Annotated in this window: 20 protein-coding genes and 1 tRNA gene; 1 reads left to right on the top strand and 20 read right to left on the bottom strand. The window is 45.3% G+C overall.

Annotation, left to right across the window (positions count from 1 at the left end; translation table 11 throughout):
* Nucleotides 1-5 precede the first annotated feature (5 nt).
* From OSC7112_RS18870 to OSC7112_RS41120, 12 genes are all read right to left on the bottom strand, one after another.
* Nucleotides 6-821, bottom strand: coding sequence for a leucine-rich repeat domain-containing protein (locus tag OSC7112_RS18870; RefSeq protein ID WP_015177393.1), 816 nt, complete (start codon nt 819-821; stop codon nt 6-8).
* A gap of 35 nt (nt 822-856) precedes the next feature.
* On the bottom strand, nt 857-1,645 hold the full coding sequence (locus OSC7112_RS18865) for a leucine-rich repeat domain-containing protein (protein ID WP_041622619.1): 789 nt from the start codon (nt 1,643-1,645) through the stop codon (nt 857-859).
* Nucleotides 1,646-1,855: 210 nt separating this feature from the next.
* Nucleotides 1,856-2,890 (bottom strand): M28 family peptidase, encoded by a 1,035-nt coding sequence (locus OSC7112_RS18860; protein ID WP_015177391.1) that lies wholly within the window; start codon nt 2,888-2,890, stop codon nt 1,856-1,858.
* Between the two features lie 98 nt (nt 2,891-2,988).
* Nucleotides 2,989-4,191, bottom strand: coding sequence for a Coenzyme F420 hydrogenase/dehydrogenase, beta subunit C-terminal domain (locus tag OSC7112_RS18855; RefSeq protein ID WP_015177390.1), 1,203 nt, complete (start codon nt 4,189-4,191; stop codon nt 2,989-2,991).
* 185 nt (nt 4,192-4,376) lie between these two features.
* Nucleotides 4,377-5,903, bottom strand: a complete 1,527-nt coding sequence (locus OSC7112_RS18850; RefSeq protein WP_041623280.1) for a slipin family protein — start codon at nt 5,901-5,903, stop codon at nt 4,377-4,379.
* 474 nt (nt 5,904-6,377) lie between these two features.
* A tRNA-Ile gene (locus tag OSC7112_RS18845) sits at nt 6,378-6,448 on the bottom strand.
* A 188-nt stretch (nt 6,449-6,636) separates the two neighbouring features.
* Nucleotides 6,637-7,701 carry a reverse transcriptase family protein gene (locus OSC7112_RS18840; protein ID WP_015177388.1) on the bottom strand — a complete coding sequence of 355 codons (1,065 nt, stop codon included), beginning with the start codon at nt 7,699-7,701 and terminating at the stop codon, nt 6,637-6,639.
* 172 nt (nt 7,702-7,873) lie between these two features.
* Nucleotides 7,874-8,059, bottom strand: coding sequence for a hypothetical protein (locus OSC7112_RS18835; RefSeq protein ID WP_015177387.1), 186 nt, complete (start codon nt 8,057-8,059; stop codon nt 7,874-7,876).
* Between the two features lie 508 nt (nt 8,060-8,567).
* Complete coding sequence (locus OSC7112_RS18820; RefSeq protein WP_015177386.1) at nt 8,568-10,052, bottom strand: DEAD/DEAH box helicase; 1,485 nt, start codon at nt 10,050-10,052, stop codon at nt 8,568-8,570.
* Between the two features lie 1,035 nt (nt 10,053-11,087).
* Entirely contained in the window at nt 11,088-12,410 is a 1,323-nt protein-coding gene (gene rimO / locus OSC7112_RS18815; protein ID WP_015177385.1) for a 30S ribosomal protein S12 methylthiotransferase RimO, read from the bottom strand.
* A gap of 387 nt (nt 12,411-12,797) precedes the next feature.
* Entirely contained in the window at nt 12,798-13,418 is a 621-nt protein-coding gene (locus OSC7112_RS41125) for an RNA-guided endonuclease InsQ/TnpB family protein (RefSeq protein WP_263053623.1), read from the bottom strand.
* Between the two features lie 22 nt (nt 13,419-13,440).
* Nucleotides 13,441-14,202, bottom strand: coding sequence for an RNA-guided endonuclease InsQ/TnpB family protein (locus tag OSC7112_RS41120; RefSeq protein WP_223300645.1), 762 nt, complete (start codon nt 14,200-14,202; stop codon nt 13,441-13,443).
* A gap of 45 nt (nt 14,203-14,247) precedes the next feature.
* On the opposite strand from OSC7112_RS41120, the gene tnpA reads away from it, so the two are divergent.
* On the top strand, nt 14,248-14,661 hold the full coding sequence (gene tnpA / locus OSC7112_RS18805) for an IS200/IS605 family transposase (protein ID WP_015175269.1): 414 nt from the start codon (nt 14,248-14,250) through the stop codon (nt 14,659-14,661).
* Nucleotides 14,662-14,797: 136 nt separating this feature from the next.
* Here tnpA and OSC7112_RS18800 read toward each other — a convergent pair whose 3' ends face one another.
* The 8 genes from OSC7112_RS18800 to psbZ all read right to left on the bottom strand — a co-directional run bounded on the left by OSC7112_RS18800 (nt 14,798) and on the right by psbZ (nt 23,436).
* Complete coding sequence (locus tag OSC7112_RS18800) at nt 14,798-15,337, bottom strand: Uma2 family endonuclease (RefSeq protein WP_015177384.1); 540 nt, start codon at nt 15,335-15,337, stop codon at nt 14,798-14,800.
* A 232-nt stretch (nt 15,338-15,569) separates the two neighbouring features.
* Nucleotides 15,570-16,208 (bottom strand): Uma2 family endonuclease, encoded by a 639-nt coding sequence (locus tag OSC7112_RS18795; RefSeq protein ID WP_015177383.1) that lies wholly within the window; start codon nt 16,206-16,208, stop codon nt 15,570-15,572.
* 455 nt (nt 16,209-16,663) lie between these two features.
* Nucleotides 16,664-17,689 carry a D-alanine--D-alanine ligase family protein gene (locus tag OSC7112_RS18790; RefSeq protein ID WP_015177382.1) on the bottom strand — a complete coding sequence of 342 codons (1,026 nt, stop codon included), beginning with the start codon at nt 17,687-17,689 and terminating at the stop codon, nt 16,664-16,666.
* Nucleotides 17,690-17,691: 2 nt separating this feature from the next.
* Nucleotides 17,692-19,086: an ATP-grasp domain-containing protein gene (locus OSC7112_RS18785; RefSeq protein WP_015177381.1), complete on the bottom strand. Its 1,395-nt coding sequence runs from the start codon at nt 19,084-19,086 to the stop codon at nt 17,692-17,694.
* A 293-nt stretch (nt 19,087-19,379) separates the two neighbouring features.
* Nucleotides 19,380-20,189 (bottom strand): O-methyltransferase, encoded by an 810-nt coding sequence (locus OSC7112_RS18780; RefSeq protein WP_015177380.1) that lies wholly within the window; start codon nt 20,187-20,189, stop codon nt 19,380-19,382.
* A complete protein-coding gene (locus OSC7112_RS18775; RefSeq protein ID WP_015177379.1) occupies nt 20,186-21,424 on the bottom strand; it encodes a sedoheptulose 7-phosphate cyclase in 1,239 nt (412 codons plus the stop codon). The genes OSC7112_RS18780 and OSC7112_RS18775 overlap by 4 nt, the downstream gene beginning before the upstream one ends.
* 1,016 nt (nt 21,425-22,440) lie before the next feature.
* On the bottom strand, nt 22,441-23,031 hold the full coding sequence (gene ribH / locus OSC7112_RS18770; RefSeq protein ID WP_015177378.1) for a 6,7-dimethyl-8-ribityllumazine synthase: 591 nt from the start codon (nt 23,029-23,031) through the stop codon (nt 22,441-22,443).
* Nucleotides 23,032-23,244: 213 nt separating this feature from the next.
* Nucleotides 23,245-23,436, bottom strand: a complete 192-nt coding sequence (gene psbZ / locus OSC7112_RS18765; protein ID WP_015177377.1) for a photosystem II reaction center protein PsbZ — start codon at nt 23,434-23,436, stop codon at nt 23,245-23,247.
* Nucleotides 23,437-23,460: the final 24 nt, after the last annotated feature.

Raw genomic sequence — 23,460 nt, 5'->3', positions numbered from 1 at the left:
AAGTTTTATGGTTGAGTTGGTGCTTCCCACTTACAGATAGACTCTGGTTTGAGAGGGCAAGTTTTGGGGGCGATCGGATTTCCGCTGAGTTGTAACCAAGTCAGGTTAGTTAAGGATTGCAATGGTTTGATGTCATTGATTTGATTGTTTTGCAGATCGATTGCAGCCAGTTTAGTCAAAGATAGCAATGGTTGGATGTCGCTGATTTTATTATTGTTGAGGTCTAACCAAGTCAGTTTAGTCAAGGATGCTAGCGGTTTGATTTCACTAATTTGATTGTTGCTGATGTCTAACCAAGTCAGGTTAGTCAAAGATGCCAGCGGTTTGATGTCGCCCAGAAGATTGTTGTTGAGTTGGAGAGTAGTCAGGTTAGTCAAGGATGCTAGGGGTTTGATGTCGCCCAGAAGATTGTTGCCGACGGAGAGTGTAATCAGGTTAGGCAAAGATGCTAGCGGTTTGAGGTCACTGATTTGATTGTTACTAATGTGGAGTGTAATCAGGTTAGTCAAGGATTGTAACGGTTTAATCTCGCTGATTTGAGCGTCAATGAGGAAGAGTGCGGTGAAACTCGAAAGTTTCCGATTAGCTGCATCGCACTCATTAGTCTCAGCCTGCTGTAACAGTACCTCAACAGTATGCTTAGCTTCTGAACTTAAAGAATCTTTTTCCCGACACCAATCAGCAAATGTTTTGTTTCCCGATCGCACTTCTGCTGCTGCTTTCCCCGACACTCCATTTCCAGATAATGCTAGAAGCACACAACCAGTAAGTGCGATCGACTTTGGTAAATTCATGTATTTCTGTGCAACTATAAGTGTCATAATCTTGTACCTCTAATTTCCTAAACGGTAAAGTTTTATGGTTTAGCTAGTGGTTCCCACTTACAGATAGACTCGGGTTTGAGGGGGCAAGTTTTGGGGGCGATCGGATTTCCGCTGAGGGGAATCTCAGTCAGGTTAGTCAAAGATTCGAGCGGTTTGATGTCGCTGATTTGATTGTTATCGAGTGAGAGCAAAGTCAGGTTAGTCAAGGATTCTAGCGGTTTGATGTTGCTGATAGAATTGTCGCCAAGGTAGAGCCAATTCAGGTTAGTCAAGGATTCTAGCGGTTTGATGTCGCTGATTTGATTGTTGTCGAGGACGAGCACAGTCAGGTTAGTCAAAGATTCGAGCGGTTTGATGTCGCTGATTTGATTGTTGGCGAGGCTGAGCAAAGTCAGGTTAGTCAAGGATTCTAGCGGTTTGATGTCGCTGATTTGATTGTTGTCGAGGACGAGCAAAGTCAGGCTAGTCAAGGATTGTAGCGGTTTGATGTCGCTGATTTGATTGTTGTCGAGGTAGAGCAAAGTCAGGTTAGTCAAGGATTCTAGCGGTTTGATGTCGCTGATTTGATTGTTGTCGAGGACGAGTCCCGGGAGACTCAAAAGTGTCTGATTAGCCGCCTCGCACTCAGTAGTCCCTGCTTCCTTCAACAGCACCTCAACAGTATGTTTAGCTTCAGGACTCAAAGAATCTTTTTCGCGACACCATTGAGCAAATGTTTTGTTTCCCGATCGCACTTCTGCTGCTGCTTTCCCCGACACTCCATTTCCAGATAATGCTAGGATCGCACAACAAGTAAGTGCGACCGACGTTGGTAAATTCATGTGTTTCTGTGCAACTATGAGTGTGATAATCTTCTCTAATTTTCTCAACCTTATACAACAAAGACACTGCCTTACTGTGTCCGTGCAAAACATCTATTACAAACTCTTTTACTCACCTCATTCAGGCAAATTATACTCATTTTTATGTGGTCAATTTGCATGATATTCTGTTCCCAGCGAGCATATTTCTCTGCTGTGTTCTCTACGCAACTAATTAATATCAACTCGCACCAAGTCTGCCACAACTTTCTCCAATCCAGCTATCACCTTCGCCGTCCGTTCCCAATCAACCTTATCGGGTGTATCTTGCGCCGTGTGATAGTAAGGATAGCGATAGGGAGCAGTATCTGTCACCATCAGCCCTGGATAACCATGTTGCCAAAAAGACCATTGATCAGACCAACCAACACCAGGAATGCCACCCGGAATTGCTGCACCTTCCGAGGGAAATTCAGCATGGCCGCGGAAAGATGCGATCGCCTCTCTAACCAGTTTACTTGAGGATGTATTGCCAATAAATCCGATAAAATTTCCCGATGTAGGATAAAAAAGGTTTAACGGTGGTGGATATTTCTGACTGTTTTTGGCATCTGAGTAATAACCAATTGTTTCTAAACTGAGCATCGAAACAATTTTTTCATTACGCTCTCTGCATCTTTTCGCATAAACCAAACTCCCCATATCAGCAGTCCAGAAAAAAGGCGGTTCCTCATTCACAAACTCAACAAAACGCACAGTCTTTTCAGGCTTTTTATCCGCAAACATTCTCGCTAAAGCCAGCACTCCCGCCGCCCCAGTTGCATTATCATTTGCCCCTGGACTCCCCACCACAGAATCATAATGTGCCCCAATTACAACTATTTCATCTGCCTTTTTTCCCCCGGTCATCTCTACTTCTATGTTATAATAAAATTTCTCATCAATTTTATATCCTTGTCGTTCAACTTTATAGCCAGCATTTTGAAATGATGCTTCGAGAAAGTCAGCAGCTTCTCCAAGTTTTTGATATTGTATAAAGTTGCGCTCTCCGATTTCACCAGCGAGCTTTTCCACATCGCGCTGTAAAGCATCTCGGAGCGAGATTTCCTGTGCTGTTAAAGGGGGAATTGTCCCGCTGTAGCTTTTTCCGGGCATTGCAATCATACTCAACCATATCCCGCTAATTAGAGTAATTAAGATCGTACTAAGGATAACCAGTCTAGTTAACGTTCCGCGATTCCATAATCCGATTTTTCCCAAGTGCATTTGTTTTCTATCTTTTGCTATCCTTGAGTAGCAGGGTGCGTCAGTTAGCGTTATTTTTTCAATAATCCAACAGCTTTTGACTGACGCACCCTACAAGTTTACACATCTGGCAACTTATACTGCCCCACAATCCGCTTAGCATACTCCGGCACATGAGCCTCTAATTTCTCCGGATAATTCCGCTTCACGTACAGATAATTGCGAGTGAAATGAGAATCAATGGAAAAACGGGCATATTCCAAACCCTTCGGCCCAATTCTCTCAATAAACACTCCCATTAACTTCGCCGCCCACATCGGCAATGTCACTCCTTTTTCATAAGCCGGGATGCTTTGCTGAACGGCTTCTTTTCGGTTTCCCTTAGACATCACCGGCTGAGTATTTAACTGATCCGTTACCAAATCTAACATTTCTTGCCCGGTGTCATTTCGCACCACAATCCACTGCCACCCAAAAGGTGCGCCCATGTAGCCCACAACTAAATCTGCTAAAGAATTCACATAATCAAAACAGCTCAAACAAGAAGGAGCAAAAACATCTTTCAATTCCTTAGTGTTCAAGCCAAAAAACGGCACTTTTTCTTCCGAACCATCTTCGTGTTTGAAGTGAACCTTAAAGTCTTGCATAAACTCATAAGATACAACTGTTTCGGGAGAACGGCTAGTCGTATCTAGGAATTTCTGCAAGCCTGCACGGCTGACATTATCTACACAGGGAGTTCCTAAAACGTAGAGCTTTTCTAAACCGAGTTTTTTCTCGACTGTTCGCAAAGCTTGAATTTGACAGCCGACACCAATTACTAACAGCCGCTTCATCCCAGATTTTTCGATTTGTTCTAATACTGAAAGATTGGGAGAGAGAGTTGGTTTGTTGACTTTGGCTGCGAGAATTTCTTCTCGATTTGTAGCAATAATCGGCATCGGTTGAAAGCGGTCTTCTTTGGTGTTTTGGACGCAGACAACGCCTTCTACAATTCCTTTTTCGAGCATTTCAATGGCAATTGTGCTGACGATTCCCGTCCACTGAGCACCCTCGATCGGCTCTTTTTTGCGAGCCGCCATCATATTTTGACTGACTCCGAAATACCAATCGTCTGGATTGTTGAGATTGCGCGATCGCCCGTGAATCTCTGCTTCTAATTCTGCGATATGCTGTGTTAAGAAAGCACAAGATTCCTTGACATAATGGATGTAATATGTATCGCACAAACCGCACTCGCTGCAAAGTTCTTTAGCGGGGCGGCGGCTACCCGGTTTGAGGGCTTTGGATTTTTGGTGCTTAGCAGAATCTGTTGCGGTCATCTAAATTACTTATTTTATGCAGATATGGCATTTACGAGAATATCATATCAAATCCGGTAGCACGGGAATTAATATTACCCACAATTAGGAGACGGCAGTGCCCTTGGACTACAATTAATTGGGGTAGGGACACGGAACTGCCATCTCCTCCGTTTATATCATAAGGAGTGTTACCGGAATTGATATCACTCTCGATTCATCCGAATCAAATCCGTCAAAATATTATCCAAACTCCCATTAACTTGAATCCGGTCAATCTTCTCAGCAATCCGTTCCAAAACCTCCAATTCCTTCAAGCGCAATGCCACCGGATTATCCTCCATCACTTTCGCAGTATTCAACATACTCCGAGTAGCTGCCGTCTCCTCCCTGCGCCTCACTACATTTGCTTGAGCCGATTTTTCCGCCTCCACAACCTTGCTCAAAATAGTCTTAATTTCACCAGGTAAAATAATATCTTTGACACCTACTGAATCGACTTCAATGCCATAATCTGCGGTTTTGGCGCGGATGTATTCAGATATACTGCGATCGATCGCACCTTTGCTCTCCAACAACCCATCCAAAGTCTGTTCTCCCACCGCACCGCGCAAAGCAAACTGCAATTCCTTGTACAAAAATCCCGTAATATCCGACAAACCATTTTTTGCCATCAGCGGATCTCGGATGCGATAACCAGCAGTCAAATTCAAGCGCAGAGGCACTTTGTCTTTTGAGAGAATATCTTGACCAGATACCTCGATATTTTGCAATCGCAAATCAATCGCTTCCGTTTGAAAAGAGCGTCCAAACTTCCACCAAGCATGAGTTCCTGGTGGTAATTGCGATTGAAACTCTTGGTTAATATATAATAGTCCAATGTGCTGTGCCGGAACTTCACAAAGATGCAAATACTTGGCACTGAGCAATAGAGCTTCTGGAGTGCCAGCCACCAACTCAGCTACTAAGCTATGCTCTAAACTAAAATCAGTATTGATGTCAATTATTTCCACTTCAACACCTTGCCAAAATAGCTTGCGGCTTGTCGGTGGCAAAAAATCAACAACTTTTCCTCGATCTCGCACAATTCCAATTTGATGACCGAGTAATTGCACAAGTTCACAATAGGCTGCTACAAAATCGGGATGTTTTTCAATTAGTACATTTTCTTGTGGGAATTCAGGATTGGGATTATCTCGGCCCAAAGTACGAACTGTGACATCTTTATCCACAGACCAAAAAGCATATTCTCCCGATTCTAGAGGGCGCACAAAATTATTTTGTACGTACAGTAAGCCTAGTTCAGACTCGGAGACTTGGAACTTTTTCAGTCCTTGCAAAGAGGTCGATCGCACTTTTTGGACAAACTCAGCAGGCAATTCTAAATTCTCGTCTAGATTGAAAATATGACATTCTACTTCAATAAAACCTCGCCAAAATGCCCGCAATTGATTCGGTAAAACACCGATCCAAGTTTGACCCAAACGAACTAAAGCTGTTTGATTGAATGCTGTTCTGACAATCGAGAGATGTTCTTGTAGTTCGGTTCCGTGGTTTCTCAGCAATAGTTCTAAGTTGTCAATCTTAGCTTCTGGCTGGTTGAGGTCATAGCTTTTTAGGTTCCAATGGCTACCGAAATAAGTGTATGTACCGGGGAGCAAAATTTTCTTAAAGTCGCTGCGGTGATATAAGATTCCGATTTGGTTAGGTTGGATGTAAAAGGTTTTCCACATAGAAATTTTTAGAGATAATTTGGCCAGGCGAAACCAGCGAAAAAGATTTAATTTAAACATCGATCGCCTTCTTGGTATCAATTTGTAACACATATACTACAATATTTTTTTAACTCTGTCAAGTGCAAGTGCTTACAGTTCAGATGCGGGCATTCAGAGCCTCCAAAACTGGATTAAGATTGTCGCTACTTCTCCTAAACCACCTTTCAGCAATCTCGAAAAAGATAGCAATTCTCAAATATGCCGATCGCCCAACCCATCCAAAATCCCCGCAGGAACATCGGATGCAAGCAAAGTGAAGGGACACACTCAAGTCAGGGAGAGATACAGTTGCGCGAGCTTCTTAACTGCTATAAACACTTGCACGACAGAGTAATTAACACAAAAGAAGTTTTATGGGATTGAGGTTTTTCCCAATACCCTTAAATTGTCGCCTTGTCCCAAACAAGGTGCCCGTACCCAGGGCCAGGGTGTTGGAAAGTGTAGGAATCGAACCTACTACAAATCGGCGATACACCGATCGCTCTACCAGCGAGCTAACTTTCGGGGTGAACTTTAGAGGGTGAAATAGTTAAAAGCACTGGGCGGTATACGCTGTTAACAAAGGTTAGCGCACCGGTCGGGCATACAGAACCCGAACCACAGCTTTGTGACTTTTTTACTATTCGATTTCCAGCATAGCACAAGGAAAAATCCGTCAGCTAAAATTTTATATAATTTAGTAATTGCGGTATTATTTGCCTTCATATTTCTGCTTGATTCGAGCGACACGCAATTGCAATTCTGCACCTTTGCTGGGATCAACCATTGACACGTAATTTGCAAAGCCAGCAATCGAGGCTATTAAATTAGTTGAATTTCCCCATTTTTTACCTGACAATCCTTCTTGCTCTATTTGATAGAGAGTCGCACGAAAAGCTTTTAAAGTTTTTTTAGATATATTTAATTGCGTGTTGACAACAATACCTGTTACTTCCTGCTGCACCGATCTCCCCATAATTTTAGTTTTATCGCGATTGATGCTGAAACCCTCAGCAGCAATAATCAATTTAATTTCTTTCATCAAATTAGATATTCGGCGCGCTGCTTCCCCACAGCCAGAAAATGTTAAATCGTCAGCGTACCGCGTATAGCAAAACCCAAGATTTTTAGCCACGATCGCGATCCGGCTGTCCAGATGACGGCAAATTAGATTTGAAATAGCAGGACTTGCAGGCGAGCCTTGAGGTAAATGACGGTCTCCTGAAGCTGTATAATTAATTTGTCCTTCTTTTTCTATTTCCTTTATTTCAAAAGCGGTACAAATCAATCCGAAAATATTCGCCGCAGTTTCCGAATAACCCAACCCGCTAAATAATCCTTTGACACGCTTGTATGAAATTGACTGGAAAAAGTTCTGCAAATCTATTTTTACTAGGATATCTGCACCGACATGAGGTTTAGCGTTGGTGACTGTCGAGCGCTTTTTACAAAATCCATGTGCTGCACTGTGAACTTCTAATTTTTCTAAAATATTATCTAAAATCCACCTTTGAGCCGACTTAAGGTTTGGTCCAGGTGCCACAATACTTCTTTCCTCTCCTGTTTTTTTCGAGATTTTGAAGCGGGTGTAATGCGTAATTGTGGATGCCGGACTGTTTAATGTCAAAAAGCGCAGTTTTCCCCGGCTAATTCCCATTGCCAAAGCGATTTCTTCAGCGGTGTTGCATTCGGCTAAACCGTGCAATTGTAAATTTTTTGGATGCCCCTCAGCAGATACAGATGTGACGTGCAATTTATATGTAGCTTTACTTGCCATAATTGCTTACTATTCAATCAATCTATAGCATACATACTACAATATTTTTTTAACTCTGCAAGTGCAAGTGTTTACAGTTCAGATGCGGGCAAAAGCCGCTCCAAGACTAGATTAAGATTGTCACAACTTCTGCAAAACCACCCGTAGGTAATCTCGAAAAAGATAGTAACGCTCAAATATGCCGATCGCCCAACCAATCCAGAATCCCCGCAGGAAAACGAAATTTAGCAAAGCGAAGGAACACACTCAAATCAGGGAGAGATACAGTTGCGCGAGCTCCTTGACTGCTAACAAACACTTGCATCACAGAGTTGTAAAATAACGGAATCGAACCGTCTTGGGATTTCTCCCGTGCCATTTTTAGGTGTCTACCTACCCGTACCCAGGGCCAGGGTTTTTAAAGTACAGGAATTGAACCTGTTACCAATCGATTAATAGTCGATCGCTCTACCAATTGAGCTAACTTTGTGGGGGTTGACACAGGAATCGAACCTGCTACCTATCGGAAAGCCGATCGAGCTACCATTGCTCTAATCAACATAGTTAAAATTACTTAGCGGTATACACTCAAACCAAAGGTAGGCGCACCAGTCGGGTATATAGAACCAGAACTATAGCTTTGTAACTTTCTCACTATCCCGGTTTCAAGATAGCATATCGATCTTTCAAACGGGCGATCGCACGTCTTGCATCTTTAAGTACCCACTTCTTAGTCTGCGGAGGCAGACTTTGTTTGACAAGGAGCGGTTTCAACCGCCCAGCGATCTCGGATTTGGGATCGCACCCATAAAAAAAAGTAGAGGTGCGATCGATCGCATCTCTACTACAAAAATTCTAAATAAGGTGCACAATGTGCACCCTACCAATTAGCTGTTCTGGGGAACAGGAGCACTCGGTGCTCCAGAAAAAGTCGGCGCTACAGAATTACTTGGCGCAGGAGTCTTAGCCCGTTTTTTGATCAAGATTGGCTTGACGCTGTTTTCTCCACCAATCGGGGGATCTTCTTGTTGAGCGTAATCCGCGCCCATCCAAGCAGGACGGCTTTGGTCGAAAGCCATTTGCAAAGCAGCAGCGGCGATCGCGTGGGAGTCGTACTCCTCGGATAACTGAGACACCAGAGGCAAGAAAGATGCCATCCGTTCGCCAGCCAAAGCTTCGCGAACTTTACCTTGCATCTTTTCCAACTGACGTGCTTCAATTTGCGCCCGTGTCGGAATGTTTCGCACCGTCAAACTCGATCGCACGTGGCGTTCAATCAAGCGCAGTTTGCGGCGATCGACCGGTTGAATCAGCGTAATCGCCGTTCCTTCGCGACCAGCCCGGCCCGTGCGTCCGATCCGGTGAACGTAGCTTTCCACACTGTCGGGCAAATCGTAGTTAATCACGTGAGTCAAGTGATCCACGTCCAAACCCCGCGCCGCAATATCAGTCGCCACTACCCAGCGCACCTGACATTGGCGGAACCGATGCAACAAACGTTCCCGCTGTGCCTGATTCAAATTACCGTGATACTCGTCAACGCTGTGACCTGCTGCTTGCAGTTGGCTGGTGAGTTCTGCCGCCGACTGCCGAGTCCGCACAAAAATCAGTGCAGATTCCGGGTCTTCCATTTCTAGGATTGGCTGTAGGGCTCTTGCCTTCGACCAGCCGCGGGGAACCATGTACACGCCTTGGCTGATGCGCTTCGGCGTTGCTTTTGGCTGTTCTACGGTGACGTTGACTGGGTTGCGTAAATGCCGCGCCACCAACTTCCGAATGGAAGGTTCCATCGTCGCCGAGAAAAATGCCGTTTGACGTTCTTGTGGTGCAGCATCCAAGATTTTTTCCACATCTTGGATAAAGCCCATGCTCAGCATTTCGTCTGCTTCATCCAAAACGAGCCACTTTACCTTGTCTAGTTTCAGGCTGCCGCGGCTGAGCATATCCAATATGCGTCCGGGTGTACCGACAACGACGTGAACGCCGCGCTTCAAACGCTGCATTTGACGATCGATCGATTGACCGCCGTACACCGTCAGAACTTGCAGAGAGCGACCAATTTTTACCGGGCCGTCGCCGCTAATGCCGCTCAAATCCCGGATGGCGTCAGTTACTTGCATCGCCAATTCGCGAGTCGGCGTCAGCACCAGTGCTTGCACCGCAGTTACATCTAAATCAATCCGCTCCAAGATGGGCAACGAGAATGCTGCCGTTTTGCCTGTCCCTGTTTGGGCTTGACCCACAACGTCGCGACCTGCTAACAGGTGCGGAATTGCTTGTACTTGGATGGGAGTAGGTTCTGTAAAGCCTAGTGTTTCCAGATGGAGAACGAGTTCTTCCGAAAGACCTAAGCCTTCAAACAATAAATTCATTAATGCTCCTAATAACGAGTCTTAGCCTTCTAAGTTGCCCAACTCGGATGCGGATTTCTGCTCGGCGGCAGGAACTCATAAGAGTTCTTTATGGTGCTGCGCCTGCGCGCACCTTCTTAAATAGCAATCGAGTATAGGGCAGCTCCGTCGATGGTGACTAAATTTACCAATTCGACAGCCGTCTTTGATTTTGTGACATCGCCGATACCAACCGCCAGGGGTCGGGTTATAGGCTTCCAACATTCTTCAAACAGGACATTGGACTTCCTTTGAGGTAATTGCAAGCTTTCCCTCTAGGGCATTTTATAGTGAGGATCATGACCAGCCCCACTTCACTACTGATAGTAGTAACAGGTTGTTTGGTTCAGGCGCTATCCCGCAATCCGTCGCCTGCGGGATTGAGCAGGGGATGGGGCGACCGTCAGTCGATTTTAGATTTTAGATTTTAGATTTTAGATTGACTCCACTGATGAATCAGAGAGCTTTAACTTTCCTCTAAAATTTTTATCTCTCCACGACTTAAGCCGGAGGCTTGTATTCCTTTTTGGGCTACCGTTACCGCCTATCCATCTCAACACTCTTTCGGGATACCGTTGTGGTGTAGGGCGGACGGCGAAGCAATCTCAAATTATCCCCGCTTATTTCTGGCTTGTTATCATCATAACTCTTTACATTCAGAAACAAAACATTAAATTCGTTAAAATTTTCCGATCGTTCTGTAGAGATTACCGCACTCCTAGGGGGAGCGTCGATTGCCAGAGAGAGGCTAAAAAAGTTTAGAACCCCTTTGCTACATATCTTTGCACAATATTGTACAAAAAGTTACTTTTACTGCACAATCCGCTAATCATTTTTGGCTGGTGTCCGGTTTTGGTTCGCCACACCGCCGATCGCGACAGTTCCAGCAACACTCAGACTTGACCCCGCCCAGCAGTAGATACAGTGCCACGTCAACTCATGAGGGTCGATCCCACCATTTTAGACCACAGATCGAACTCCCAGATGAGTCTGTGCAGTCCATCTAAAATCTACAATCTACAATCTAAAATCGACTTGACCGTAGAGGTCGTAGACATCTGCACCAGTAATTTTCACAGGTACGATCGATCCCAGCCGCGCTTCTCCTGTCACATAGACGAGTCCATCTACTTCTGGGGAAAACCGAGCGGATCTACCAATCAACTCGCCTGTCTCTGGTTGTTCTTGTTCTATCAGGACATCAACTACCTGACCGACAGACTCTTGATTCTTCTTCAATGATATAGGTTGTTGTGCCGCCATTACCGCATTGCGCCGCATTTCCATTATTTCTGCAGGTATTTGCTGAGGCAAGCTAAAGGCTGGGGTTCCTTCTTCTGGCGAAAATACAAAAACTCCTACGTGATCGAATTCGTGGCGCTTGACAAATTCCAGCAAGTGTGCTGCGTGTTCGTCGGTTTCGCCGGGGAAGCCGACTATAAAAGTTGTCCGCATCACGGCGCCGGGAAGTGCTGCCTTGAGCCGATCGACTATAGCATCATTGATCCCGGCTTGAAAAGGTCGGTTCATCGCCCGCAGAATTTCGGGATGGGAATGTTGCAGGGGTAAATCCAAATACGGCAAAACGTTGGGCGTTTCGCGGATGGCTGCGACAACTTGGGGAGTCAAACCTGTAGGATAGGCGTAGTGCATCCGAATCCAAGGTACATCTACTTCACCCAAAGCCCGAAGCAGTTCGGCTAGTTTCGGTTCGCCATAAATATCTTTGCCGTAGTTGGTGGTAATTTGAGAAATTAAGATAATTTCCTTTACCCCTTCGGAGGCTAATTGCTTAGCTTCGGCGACGATAGATTCGATCGTCCGCGATCGTTGATTTCCGCGCAAGTGCGGGATAATGCAAAATGCACAGCGGTAGTCGCAGCCTTCTGCTATTCGCAGATAAGCCACACCTTCGGATGTCGTGCGGTAGCGGGGAGTAGTTTCGTCAGCGATGTAAGTAGGTTCTGAAGAGACGAGGGAAACTCGATCGCCCTTTTCCACCTGCTGCATAACATCGACTATTTTGTGATAGTCGCCAGTGCCGACAATTGCGACTGCTTCGGGCAATTCGTCCAGCAATTCCTGCTGAAAATGCTGTGCCATGCAGCCGGTGATGACTACTTTTTTATTAGCTTCTGCCAATTCTACCAAGGTGCGGACTGACTCTTCTCGCGCCGCTTGGATAAAACTGCAAGTATTGACTACAACATAATCGGCTAATTCTTCATTAGAATCGACTTGATAGCCCGCTTGAGCCAGCAAGCCGATCATGTGTTCGGTATCGATGCGATTTTTTTCGCAGCCGAGGTGACTAAATGCGATCGTTGGCTTCGTTGCCATGCAGTAATAGTTAGTGTTGCGCTATTTTTAAGAACGTTTTATGATATCACACAATTAAAAAAATTGCAATGTGTATGTGGAAGTTCTGGACTGTTGTGGTGTCCGCAGTTGTTGTGCGATATTTGTGCGATCGTGGGCGAGATGAGATTTTTTAGGCTTTGTGCGATCGTACTTTCCCGCTTTTTCGCTGCCAGATTTTGACCCAATTGTCAGGTTTTGGTGTCGTCGGAAGGCTTCGACAATCTTACGCCCTTTGCATAATTTCGACTTGCTAGTTCGGCAAGCCAGCAAGAAAAATCTTCTCTGCTGTTAAGCTCAATTCTGGAAAAGCCAGCGACTCAACAGTCTCGCTTCCCGTGACATACTCCCACATCAAACTGAGTACAGTTATGATGTGGGCTTCTTAGCAGCCCGATGAAGGGTGTGCAAGATTTCCTTTACGGTACTGTCATCCATAGTTCCCACCACAGAAAGATTCCCGCTACGGCGTTTTATACTTGGGAAAATGTCCAACCCAAGTCTCTTTAGATTTATCGCAGCATTAATATCGCGATCAACCATCAGAGAGTTTTGCTCATCCCAATAATTCCGTATCCCACAATCGGTAAAAATGATTTCATTCCGATAGCACAGAACCATTGAAGTATAAGCAGGTTTTTGCGAAACGACGACTGATCCAGCTTTTTCGGCTATGTATTCCAGCGTCTTGAAAAATTGACCGAACGCAGCATCCAACCAAGATTTATTCAATCCTGATTTTGCTGATTGACCGTTCGGAAGGTAATTACCCTCATCGTCTTGCTTAACTTTATTCCGCTTTGTTAAGCCCTTTAAGTTCAAATCTTCGTGAAAGAAAAACTTAGCTCCAGACTTGACAAGTTTGTGAGCCGTTTTGTAATGGAAGTCTTGGCGAGAACGCGCTATTTTTTGGTGTTGTCTCGCTTCTTTTTTGGCTAATTTTCGTCGAGATTTAGAGCCACGTTTTTGCTTATTCCGCTTCCTTGAAATGCGGTCTAACTTAGATTGGTTTTTACGTAAGTGGTTTTAACGAAGGCAACTTTTCGCCCGATGATGATGCCAGGTAGACATCTTCATGCAGTACCGCATCCAACCCGATCGAGTTGTTCCAGTTTGGGGTAATTTTATCAGGAATAAACTGCGGTACTGAAGCGTCTTCAAGCATTATTTGGATGAACCAACCGTCAGCCTTCCTAGTTACGCTGATTTGCTTGACGCTAAACCCATCAGGGATTAGACGGTGCATCCGAACTTTTATGATGCCTAGCTTTGGCAGTCGGATATAAAGCCAATTCTTACGAACCAACTTAATCCAGTCGCTGTTAGCTGTAGAAAAAGTCATCGTCCGGTAGTCTGCCTCAGTCTTGAAGCGGGGTTTACCCGATCTTCCGCCCTTACTATCCCCTATGACAAACCGCTCGAAAGCTTTGTCTACTCGCTTAGAGACATCTTGCAGTACGGTTGAATCTACCTGCTTAAAATCCAAAAGTTCGCCACTATGAAAAACTTTTACTAGGTCTTTCTTAATGACGGGCAATTGTTGTTTTTGGGAGTAGTAGTTGGGCTTCGCACGGGGCGCAGAGATGCTAGCAATCAATGGACAAGCATTTATAGCAGTGCGGTTCATCTCCCACCAATCAAATCGATCACCTAACTGTCGATTATACCAATAGCGACAGATTCTCAGCCAATGGTTGAGGGTTAACTTTTGATTAGTGTCGGGATAGAACTGGTACTGGTAGGTCGCTTTCATTGCATCGTAGCCGATACGCATTAATTAGTGTTAATTTATCAGAGAATGTTGTTTGGTGTCAAGTCTATGAGTACAGATTTTATCCATAAAGCCAGAGGAGTTTCCGATCTCAAGTGTCATTTAGTGTTGACAACCAAGTATCGGCGGAAAGTTCTGACCGATCAAATGTTGTCTAGGCTTGAGGAAATTTTCAAGAACTTAATGGAAAAATGGGAAGGAAGATTGGTAGAATTTAATGGTGAGCGTGACCACGTACATTTGCTGCTTCAATATACACCGCAAACTGAACCAAGTAAGCTTATCAACAATCTTAAGACTGTATCTAGTCGCTATTTGCGGAAAGAGTTTGTAGATGAAGTTGAAAAAGTTTACTGGAAAGATGTTTTTTGGACAAATGGATATTTTATTGCTTCATGTGGTGGCGTGACGGTTGAGCAATTAAAGAAGTATATTGAGGGGCAAGATAGACCTGTAGAATAAGATTTGTTCGTCTCGTCATCCATCTGTCCACCGCTCAAAGCTGCGCCTTGAGATTGTGGACAGATGGAATCCTCGTCTCACGCGCCTTTCATCCCACACCAACCTTGATCGGTATGGTGTGGGGATTCCCGTCTGTCTAGCTAAACTGTTTTACCTGATACTCCCCATCTACTAGCTGGTAAATCGAGAGAGTGGGTTGTTTGGGATTGCCGATAAACTTGCGACCGCCTAAACCAAGATAGTCTACAATCCAGTATTCGGGAATGCCCATTTCTTCATAGTCGGAAGCTTTGAAAAAATAATCATCCCGCCAGTTCGTACTGACCACCTCTACAGCTAGTCGCACCGAAGATCCCATCGTGATGACTGATTCTTTTTTCCAGCGCGGTTCGCTTGCAAGTGCGGTTCGGTCTAGGACAATTACATCTGGCTGGTAGCCAGATTCGTTACGCGCAAGCTTGAGCAAGCAGTCACCAGGGATTGAGTAAGGCAATTGCAGTCGCCTGATTTCAAAATTGATTTCACCGGAAATGAAACCTGTAACGTCGGAATGGTCGCCAGTTCCTAAAGGCCTTTCAACAATTACTCCATTGTGCAATTCGTACTTGTGGACAGAGTTCTCTGGATACCAAGCAACGAACTCATCAAACGTGATTGTTTTGGATATGGTTTGGATCGTGTTGTGGTTTCCTCTGTCTGGCGATTAGTATGCGGAAAGCTCAAATATTACACAAGGCTTTGCGATATCAATATCGCAAAGCCTTGACAAATTAAACTGTAGCTGATATAAGTTCGATCGCCCGTCCTGACAAAACAGCACTTGCTACAAAACGCCGATTTGTCACAAAATTGGTGTCCTTTTGTACCCATTTGATATCCTTTTGATACCCGATCGCCCCCCACTCCTTCTAGCTCGGCTCGGTTGGAGGCAGACCGGCTCGAAAAATCACCTCGGCCGTCAACCTCAACTCTGGGAAAGCCAGCGACTCAACTGTGTCATCGCCCTTAAACTGTTTTGCCTGATACTCGCCGTCAACCAACTGGCAAACCGAGAGCGTGGGTTGCTTGGGAGTGCCGATAAACTTGCGACCGCCCAAACCAAGGTAGTCCACAATCCAGTATTCGGGGATGCCCATTTCTTCGTAGTCAGCGAATTTGAGATGGTAATCGTCCCGCCAGTTAGTGCTGACGACCTCTACAGCCAACCGCACCGAAGACCCCATCGTGATGATGGATTCCGTATCCCAGCGCGGTTCTCTCTGGCGCAGAGCTGCTTCGTCTAGGACAACTGCGTCTGGCAGGTAGCCCGCCTCGTTGCGGACGGGTTTGAGCAGGCAGTCGCCGGGGATGGAATAAGGTAAGGAGCGGCGGTCAATTTCGATTGATAGTTTTGAACGGATGAAACCTGTAACGCGGGAATGACGGCCGGTTCCTAAAGGCATTTCAACAATTACTCCATTGTGCAGTTCGTACTTGTGGACAGAGTTCTCTGGATACCAAGCAACGAACTCATCAAACGTGATTGTTTTCGATATGGTTTGGATCATGTTGTGGTTTCCTCTGTCTGGTGATTAGTATGCGGAAAGCTAGAAGATGGCACAAGTCCTGTTGGTATTGTTACCGACAATCATTGACATAATAAGTGAAGTTTGATATAATTATGCGTCCACAATCTCAAAATACCGATCGCGCCGATCGACTGAATCTCAAAGTATCTACATAAGTTCTTGATACGATAATGATTTCACAAATTTTGTGATGTTTTACCTACTCGGATCGCAAACTCAGCCAAATATCGTTGACCTTTATAGCCTTTCTCAAAAAGATGAGGTATGAATGACAGCTTATTAACCACTGAAACGTATAGGGCCCAAGCCCAACTACGTACCTCATCTTTCTGAGAACCACTATATATCGGAATGATTTAACCACAGAGGACGCAGAGAACACAGAGAGATCAGAGAGAAATGAATAATTCCGATGCTAACGGAATTGATATAAGTCATCTCTGCAAGGCATTTTGCAACATACTTTCAAAAAAACTATCCAGAGAAATTCCCGATGCTTTGACCATAGTAGAAAGCACGCTTTTTTCGGCAAAAGAACAGTACAGCCCCGCTTCTAAGAACCAAGGTTGTCCGTGCGGGTCGATGCGAAAATCAAATAAACTGTAGTGGCGACAGCCCAAAGCGATGTGGCATTTTCTGGCCCGATCCCAAACTCTCTGAGTAATCGGATCGCTGGTGTCAACTATCCACGACTTGGTAATATCCTTAGAAGTCAAACTCAAGTTGCCATCGTCATTTTGTTTCAGCTTATCGGCATAACTCCGAATCGGCTTCGTATCAGGATGCACAGCATACTCTTCCAGCGGCAAGCAGACGAGCTCGCCAGCTTGGACAATAATCCCACAGCGAACTTCTCTACCCAATTCAATGAATTTTTCTACCAGCACTTCCTCTGAATGAGTCAATGCTGTCTGCAAAGCCGCATCATAGTCAGCAGCATTTTTAACCAAAGTCACTCCAATGGAATTATCACCATTTAGTGGCTTGAGCACCACCGGCAAATCAATCGAAAGCCGATCGCCCGCGCGGACAACTTCTCCCAACGGTACACTTACCCCAGCGGCCGCTACTACTGCCTTAGTCTTCGCTTTATCAGCCACCAGCGCCATCAACTCTGCCGGATTACCCACATAAGGAATACTCAGCATATCGAACAAGCTGCGGTATTGAGTCATGCCGGGGATGCAAAACATCTGCGGTACCATTACGTCAATCTTTAGCTGTGTCAGCACCTCTACAGCGCCCGCTAGAGACATGGGATTAGCGGCCGCGATCGCACTCGGATCTAGAGATGTAGGAAAACGCCATTGGCGATCGGGAGAAATACAGGCAATATGAAATTCATAGAGTGCTGAATTAGCCGTATTTTTCAGACAATCTTCTGCATAAAGGCGCGATAAATTACAGAAAAAATCGCTAACTGCCGAGCCGACTAAATGCAAAACCCGCAATACTGACATACTCAATCTCCCCCTATTTCCACAAGCTTGCCAATATTAAAATCAATCCGAATCCACTCTTTAGGATTCTGCAAATTTCCCCATAACAATAATGGAATTTGCCAATGATGCACCATCAAAAACGGCAGCGGATCGTCCCAATCGAAGATAGCATCTTTGCCTTGGGCGATAATTTTTAACCGCTCAGAAACGAGCTTTGGCGACGATAAATGAGTCACCAACCGCCAAATTTCATGGTAAATCCAGTAAGTCGGGCGACTGGATGCCAAAGGCTGCACAGTCTGCGGTAAAGGGTCGGGTTCCAAATAAGCTTTTGCCACATCGGGATGGTTGTAAAACATCGTGATGGCTGAATGGGTGCGGGGGTTGCATTCGATCGCGTAAATCTCTCCATCATCCGCCGCCTGAATGAAATCAAAGGAAACTTGCCCAGTCAGATTGAGACTCTTGGCAAACTGACGAATCCAATTTTCGATATCCGGGCGATCGACATTCTCGTAATTAACCTGAAACGCCGACGATTTGCAGCAACAGTGCAACTGAAGATGACCGTTACGGACGGTACTGTGAGTGCAGAATTCTTGCCCCGGAATATACTCTTGCATAATCCAAGGTTTACTCTCAGAAATTGGTAATGAGTTGACAAAAGCGGCTGTTTCGGCTGGGGTTTCGCAGGGTAACTTAGTGAGATCTAACCTGCGGACAGAATCGTAGGGAATACTTTTGATAATGTATTTGCGCTGTGCATCACTAAAATCAAAATCGATTACTTGCTGGGGATTAGTAATGCGGTAAGACTTCGGAACTGGCAGCCCCAATGCTTGGGCGGCTGTTGCAAACTCATATTTATCATCCAAACGCTGCAGAGTTTCGACATCTACGTGCATTACCGTACAGTGCCCGGAAAGTACCCTTTTGACTTCGGCATCGTAGTAACTCGCGACTGGACTGCAGACGGGAACGTAAACATTAACTCCCTCTTGTCGGACAATTTTTAAGAGTGCTTGGGGGTATTCCTCTGTCTGCGGGTTTGGTACTGTGTAAAAGCGATCGACTGCCCGAGAGTAACGATGACCTGTCAGCCAGTATTTCTCGGTTTCAACCAAAATTACCCGATGACCGGCCTGATGGAACGATCGCGCTAGCTGCAATGCTTTGGTCATCTTGCCGCCGCTAATCAAAATCGTTTGGGGAGTCGCTGTAGTCGATCGAGACTGAAACGGTTTGATGATGATGGATCTCAGTAGGGCGATCGCAGTTAAAGCGAGATTCAGGGGCATTACTAATAGCAGTAAAATTAAGGTTGCTATGGTTTTGAATGCAGTCGGAAAGCGCCTATTCCCAGTGTTTGTTTCCCGTTCAGATGGCATCGCTGCCACAGAAACTGTTTCGAGCATAATTTTCTAGTAAGTAGACACTCTAATTAAAAGTAATATCAAATCTGTGAGCATCAGAAATATTCACGTCTATCCGATATTCATCTGCGTAAATCCGCGTCTATCCACTGTCATCTGCGCTTGCTGAAATTGTCTTTTTTAAACCGCAGATGAGGGCAGATAAACACAGATTAACGCAGATGAATTAGATAGATTCCGGTTGCACAGATTCCGATCCGGCTAAATCCGCATTAGGACTTTGAGCGCTCCTAGCCAGCCTGATTAAGGGAATCTCCGGGGCAAGAGAACACGCTCTAAACGCGCCGAATTAAGGTCAATCCATCTCTGAGCGGCACTAACACTTGCTCTACGCGCGGATCGTCAGCTAGAGCCTGGTTGAATTTGGCGATCGCAACTCCGTTCTCAGTGGCAGTACCCGACAAATATGGCTGTCCCTGCATCAGAGTATTGTCGGCGCAGATCAAGCCATTGGGAGCCAACAGCCCAGTGGTGAGGAGTAAATTGAGATAATCTGTGTATCCAGCTTTATCAGCATCGATAAAAACCAGATCGAAGACTTCCCCGTCTTGGGCCAATTGTTTCATGGTTTCTAGAGCCGGTGCCACCTTCACTGAGATTTTGTGACCGGCAGTAGATTCGTCAAAACACTTCTGGGCAAATTCAGCGACGTAAGCATCTACTTCGCAGGCTACTACTACTCCATCCACCGGCAGTGCTTCGGCCATCGCTAGTGCTGAGTACCCGGTAAACATCCCTATTTCCAGTACGCGCTGTGCTTTGGTGAGATGGACGAGAAATTTCAGCATTTGGCCTTCCACATGACCCGATAGCATTTCCTGTTCCAAGTGGCGCACTGTCTCGCCGTCAGAGAATCGCTTACTCCAATCTTCTGATTGAGTGCGCTTTACTAACGCGGCTAAGGCGGGAGATTCCGGCGTGGTACAAAGATTCAGGTACGGGTCGAGACCGTTGGCGAGTTCGTAGGCTTGTTGTAATTGGGCCTTGAAAGCTCGATCGAGATTGTCGATTTTTTCTACTTGCGAGACGAGACTTTCGAGTTTAGCCGCTAAAATCCCGACTGGGGTAACGGGTCTCACGGTCATACCCCCGATTTGGAAAGAGTTCCAACTTTCTGCAATACCACATACATATCCTCGCCATCACCGTGACGCGGATAGCCCTGACAGATTTCTCGATGCACCGCTAGGGCTTCATCCAACTCAGTTCGAGTCAAATCGTTCATGAAAAAGCATTCGCCGATGGGGCAGGGAGCCGCAGCGCGCTGAAGCCCGTCGCGGGTACGACTGATCGATGTTGTGGCTTTCCAGAGCAGTTCTGATGTCAGATAAGGGCTATCAATTGCTAGTCCGAGGCGGCTCATTAATCTTAAGATGCGATCGCGGTCGGCGATCGAAATGTAGCCCCGCAGTTGGGCAATGGTCGCCGAAAAAGCCATATCGATGGCGACACTGTGGCCGTGGAACATGGGAATTTCGGGCGTTAGTTCCAGCGTCGGACTCCAGGTGTGACCGTAGGCGATTACCCGATCCAAATCTAGCTCGTGGAGGTTTGGTACTTCTAAGGCCAGCATGGACTGAATCGCGTTGTAGGTTAAGCGATGGGCTACTTCGCGCAGTTCTGATGTGCCGTCTAAATAACCAAAATGGCTGTGCAGCAATGCTTCGCCGTAGTTTTCTAACAACTCGAAGATTTCTTTGTTGCCTACTACGGCGATCTTAATTAACTCTGCCATGCCGTTTCGTATTTGGTCGATCGGCAGAGTTTTCAGAAAGGAGAAATCTAAAATTACTTTCTGCGAAGCGTGGTAGGCGCCGAGGCGGTTTTTCAGCTTACCGTGGTTCACAGCTACTTTGATCGCCACACTGGCATCAATCAGCCCAATTAAGGTTGTCGGTACGCGAATGTAGTTAGTCCGTCGGCGATAAGACGAGCAGGCAAAACCAGCTACGTCTGTCGTCAATCCACCACCGACTACCAAAACAGGTTCCTTCCGCACGAGTCCGAAATCAACGAAGGCATCTATGATGCTTTCAAACGTTTTTAACGTCTTATCAGGTTCCTTGATATTAACTGGAAAGACTGTTAAATCTATCTCGTGATGCTTGAAATAATTCTGCATCTGTGCGCCGTACAGACCGTAGACTGTTTCATCTACAACCATTAAACAGCGACCGAATTGGCGGTAACTATCTGCAATCTCAGGATTCTCCAGCTTAAAAGCACCATCTACGTAGAGCAAGCTGAAATCTATTTTTTCGTACCCCTCAATCTGAAAAGCTCGATCGGTAGATGTAAAGGTAGCTTGAATGTCACCCATAAGATTTTTGCACTTTCGTTGATAAGTAACTGTAAGTATTCAGGTCACGGCAAAAACGCTGAACCCTTTAGCAGAAAAGCTTTCTAGGCATTCGCTTGACAATATTGTAATTCGATATTATCTGAACAATTAATCTAGAAAGCTGTTTTCAGGGCTGTTTCTTAAGAAGAGGTTAAATACTTATCCTACTACAGCATTTATACTGAAACCCCTGCCAGGAGCGAGTTTAGAGAAGCTCAATACTTACACCTAAGTTAACATAACGAATTTTTGATATTTATTCAACCTTATTCAACACCAAAATTCCATAATACCTCTTTGGGCATAGACGCTCGTCTAGATATGCCACATTATTCAACAGTTTAGGAGGAGATCGGCTGTTTATAAGGTATATGTGTTCCAGAACAGGAAGTGAATCAAATGCTGCCACAATTCAAAATCTGAATTTGGAACTGTGGCTATTTTTGGCAAAATATGCCTTGTAGAAATTACAGTATTCGATCTGAGGATACATCGGGGGCTATAGCCAGATTTACTTCGCCCGACAGCACTTGAACAGCAGCAGGCGCAGGTAATGAAGCATCAGAATTTCCGTCTCAAGCATGAACTTGACGCATCAAAGTGGCTATTTCCCATTGGCAAGATATGGGTCTAATATCATTTCCGGTTCATTGGTGACAAGTTAAAACTTAATTGCATTTGTCAATCCGTAATATTACTCAAAAAACTGCTTTTTTAGGAGTAGAAAATTCACGATTAGAGAGGGAGTAAGTATAAATATCACCCCCGGCAGGATTCCTCGATCGCCCAAATCTCAGTTTTATGGCCAAAATCCGAGTAAATCTCGAGCATAATTGCTGATTGACAAATGCTTTCTCAGCTTAAGTTGTTACCAATGGCCGAGAGTAGAATTTTTACATTGGGGGCGGGCATCATCATCACCCCACAAGAGTCTTAAGATTTTTCCCGATGCAAATCTTGATGTTTTTTGAGCTGAAAAATACTGCTAGCCGAACTTACGAGGGGATTTGATCCGACGATACATCTGGGGCGATCGCCAGATTTGCTTCGCCCGAAAGCACTTGAGCTGCAGATCCACTAGCTAATTGACCGTAAGAGTGTGCGCCCAAACCCTTAACCTGGCGCATCAAAGTGCCCATTTCCAAAGCACTCATCGCATAATTCCAGCCCAAATTGCTTTTAATTCCAGCCCTTTCCAAAGCTTGCTGCATCGTGTCAGTCGTCACCACCCCAAAAATCACCGGCACCCCTGTCTGAAAAGCAGCAGCAGCAATTCCCTTAGCAACCTCACCAGCCACAAAATCGAAATGAGGAGTTTGGCCCCGAATTACCGCACCCAGACAAATTACCGCATCGTAGCGGTGAGAAAGAGCAGCTTGGCGCGCCACCAAAGGAATCTCAAAACTTCCCGGAACCCAATAAAAATCAACTTGATTACCGTGAGGATTGATATCAACGCCGTGGCGTTTCAAACAATCTTGACATCCTTCCAAGAGTTTGTTTACAATCAAATCGTTAAAACGACCGATGACTATAGCAAATCGTAAAGATTCGGTGTGAGTAAAAGTTCCCTCGTAAACAGTCATAGTGTTCTAGTTTAGATTTTAGGTTTTAGTTTTTTGTTTGTGAGAAGGCAAAAGCCAGAAAGTAGCAGCATCTCATCTGAATCTCAAGTGCAAAAACATACAGGGTCGCGCGGTATGGAAAATTCCTAGCTTCTGCCGAATGCCTTTCAATCGCTGGTGAATGCCTTCATCCTTCTATCTTTTACCTTCTTTTTTCGATAAGGCTGGGTGAAATTAAACGACTAAAAAGTTCAATACACCCACTGCAATAACCAGCAAAAACCAGAGACCAGATCCAGCATAAATCAGGGATTTAGACTGATTCCAGTTTTGGGGAGAAGCATAAGCAACTGGCACGCCAACGACCATCACAAAAGACAGCAGTACCAGACCCAGTAAAACCACTTGAAACAGAATTGATAACATCTTTTCTCCTTTCGATATAACCGT

Origin of the sequence: Oscillatoria nigro-viridis PCC 7112, assembly GCF_000317475.1 — a bacterium.
Taxonomy (GTDB): domain Bacteria; phylum Cyanobacteriota; class Cyanobacteriia; order Cyanobacteriales; family Microcoleaceae; genus Microcoleus; species Microcoleus nigroviridis.
This window is presented reverse-complemented; position numbering and strand designations above follow the sequence as displayed.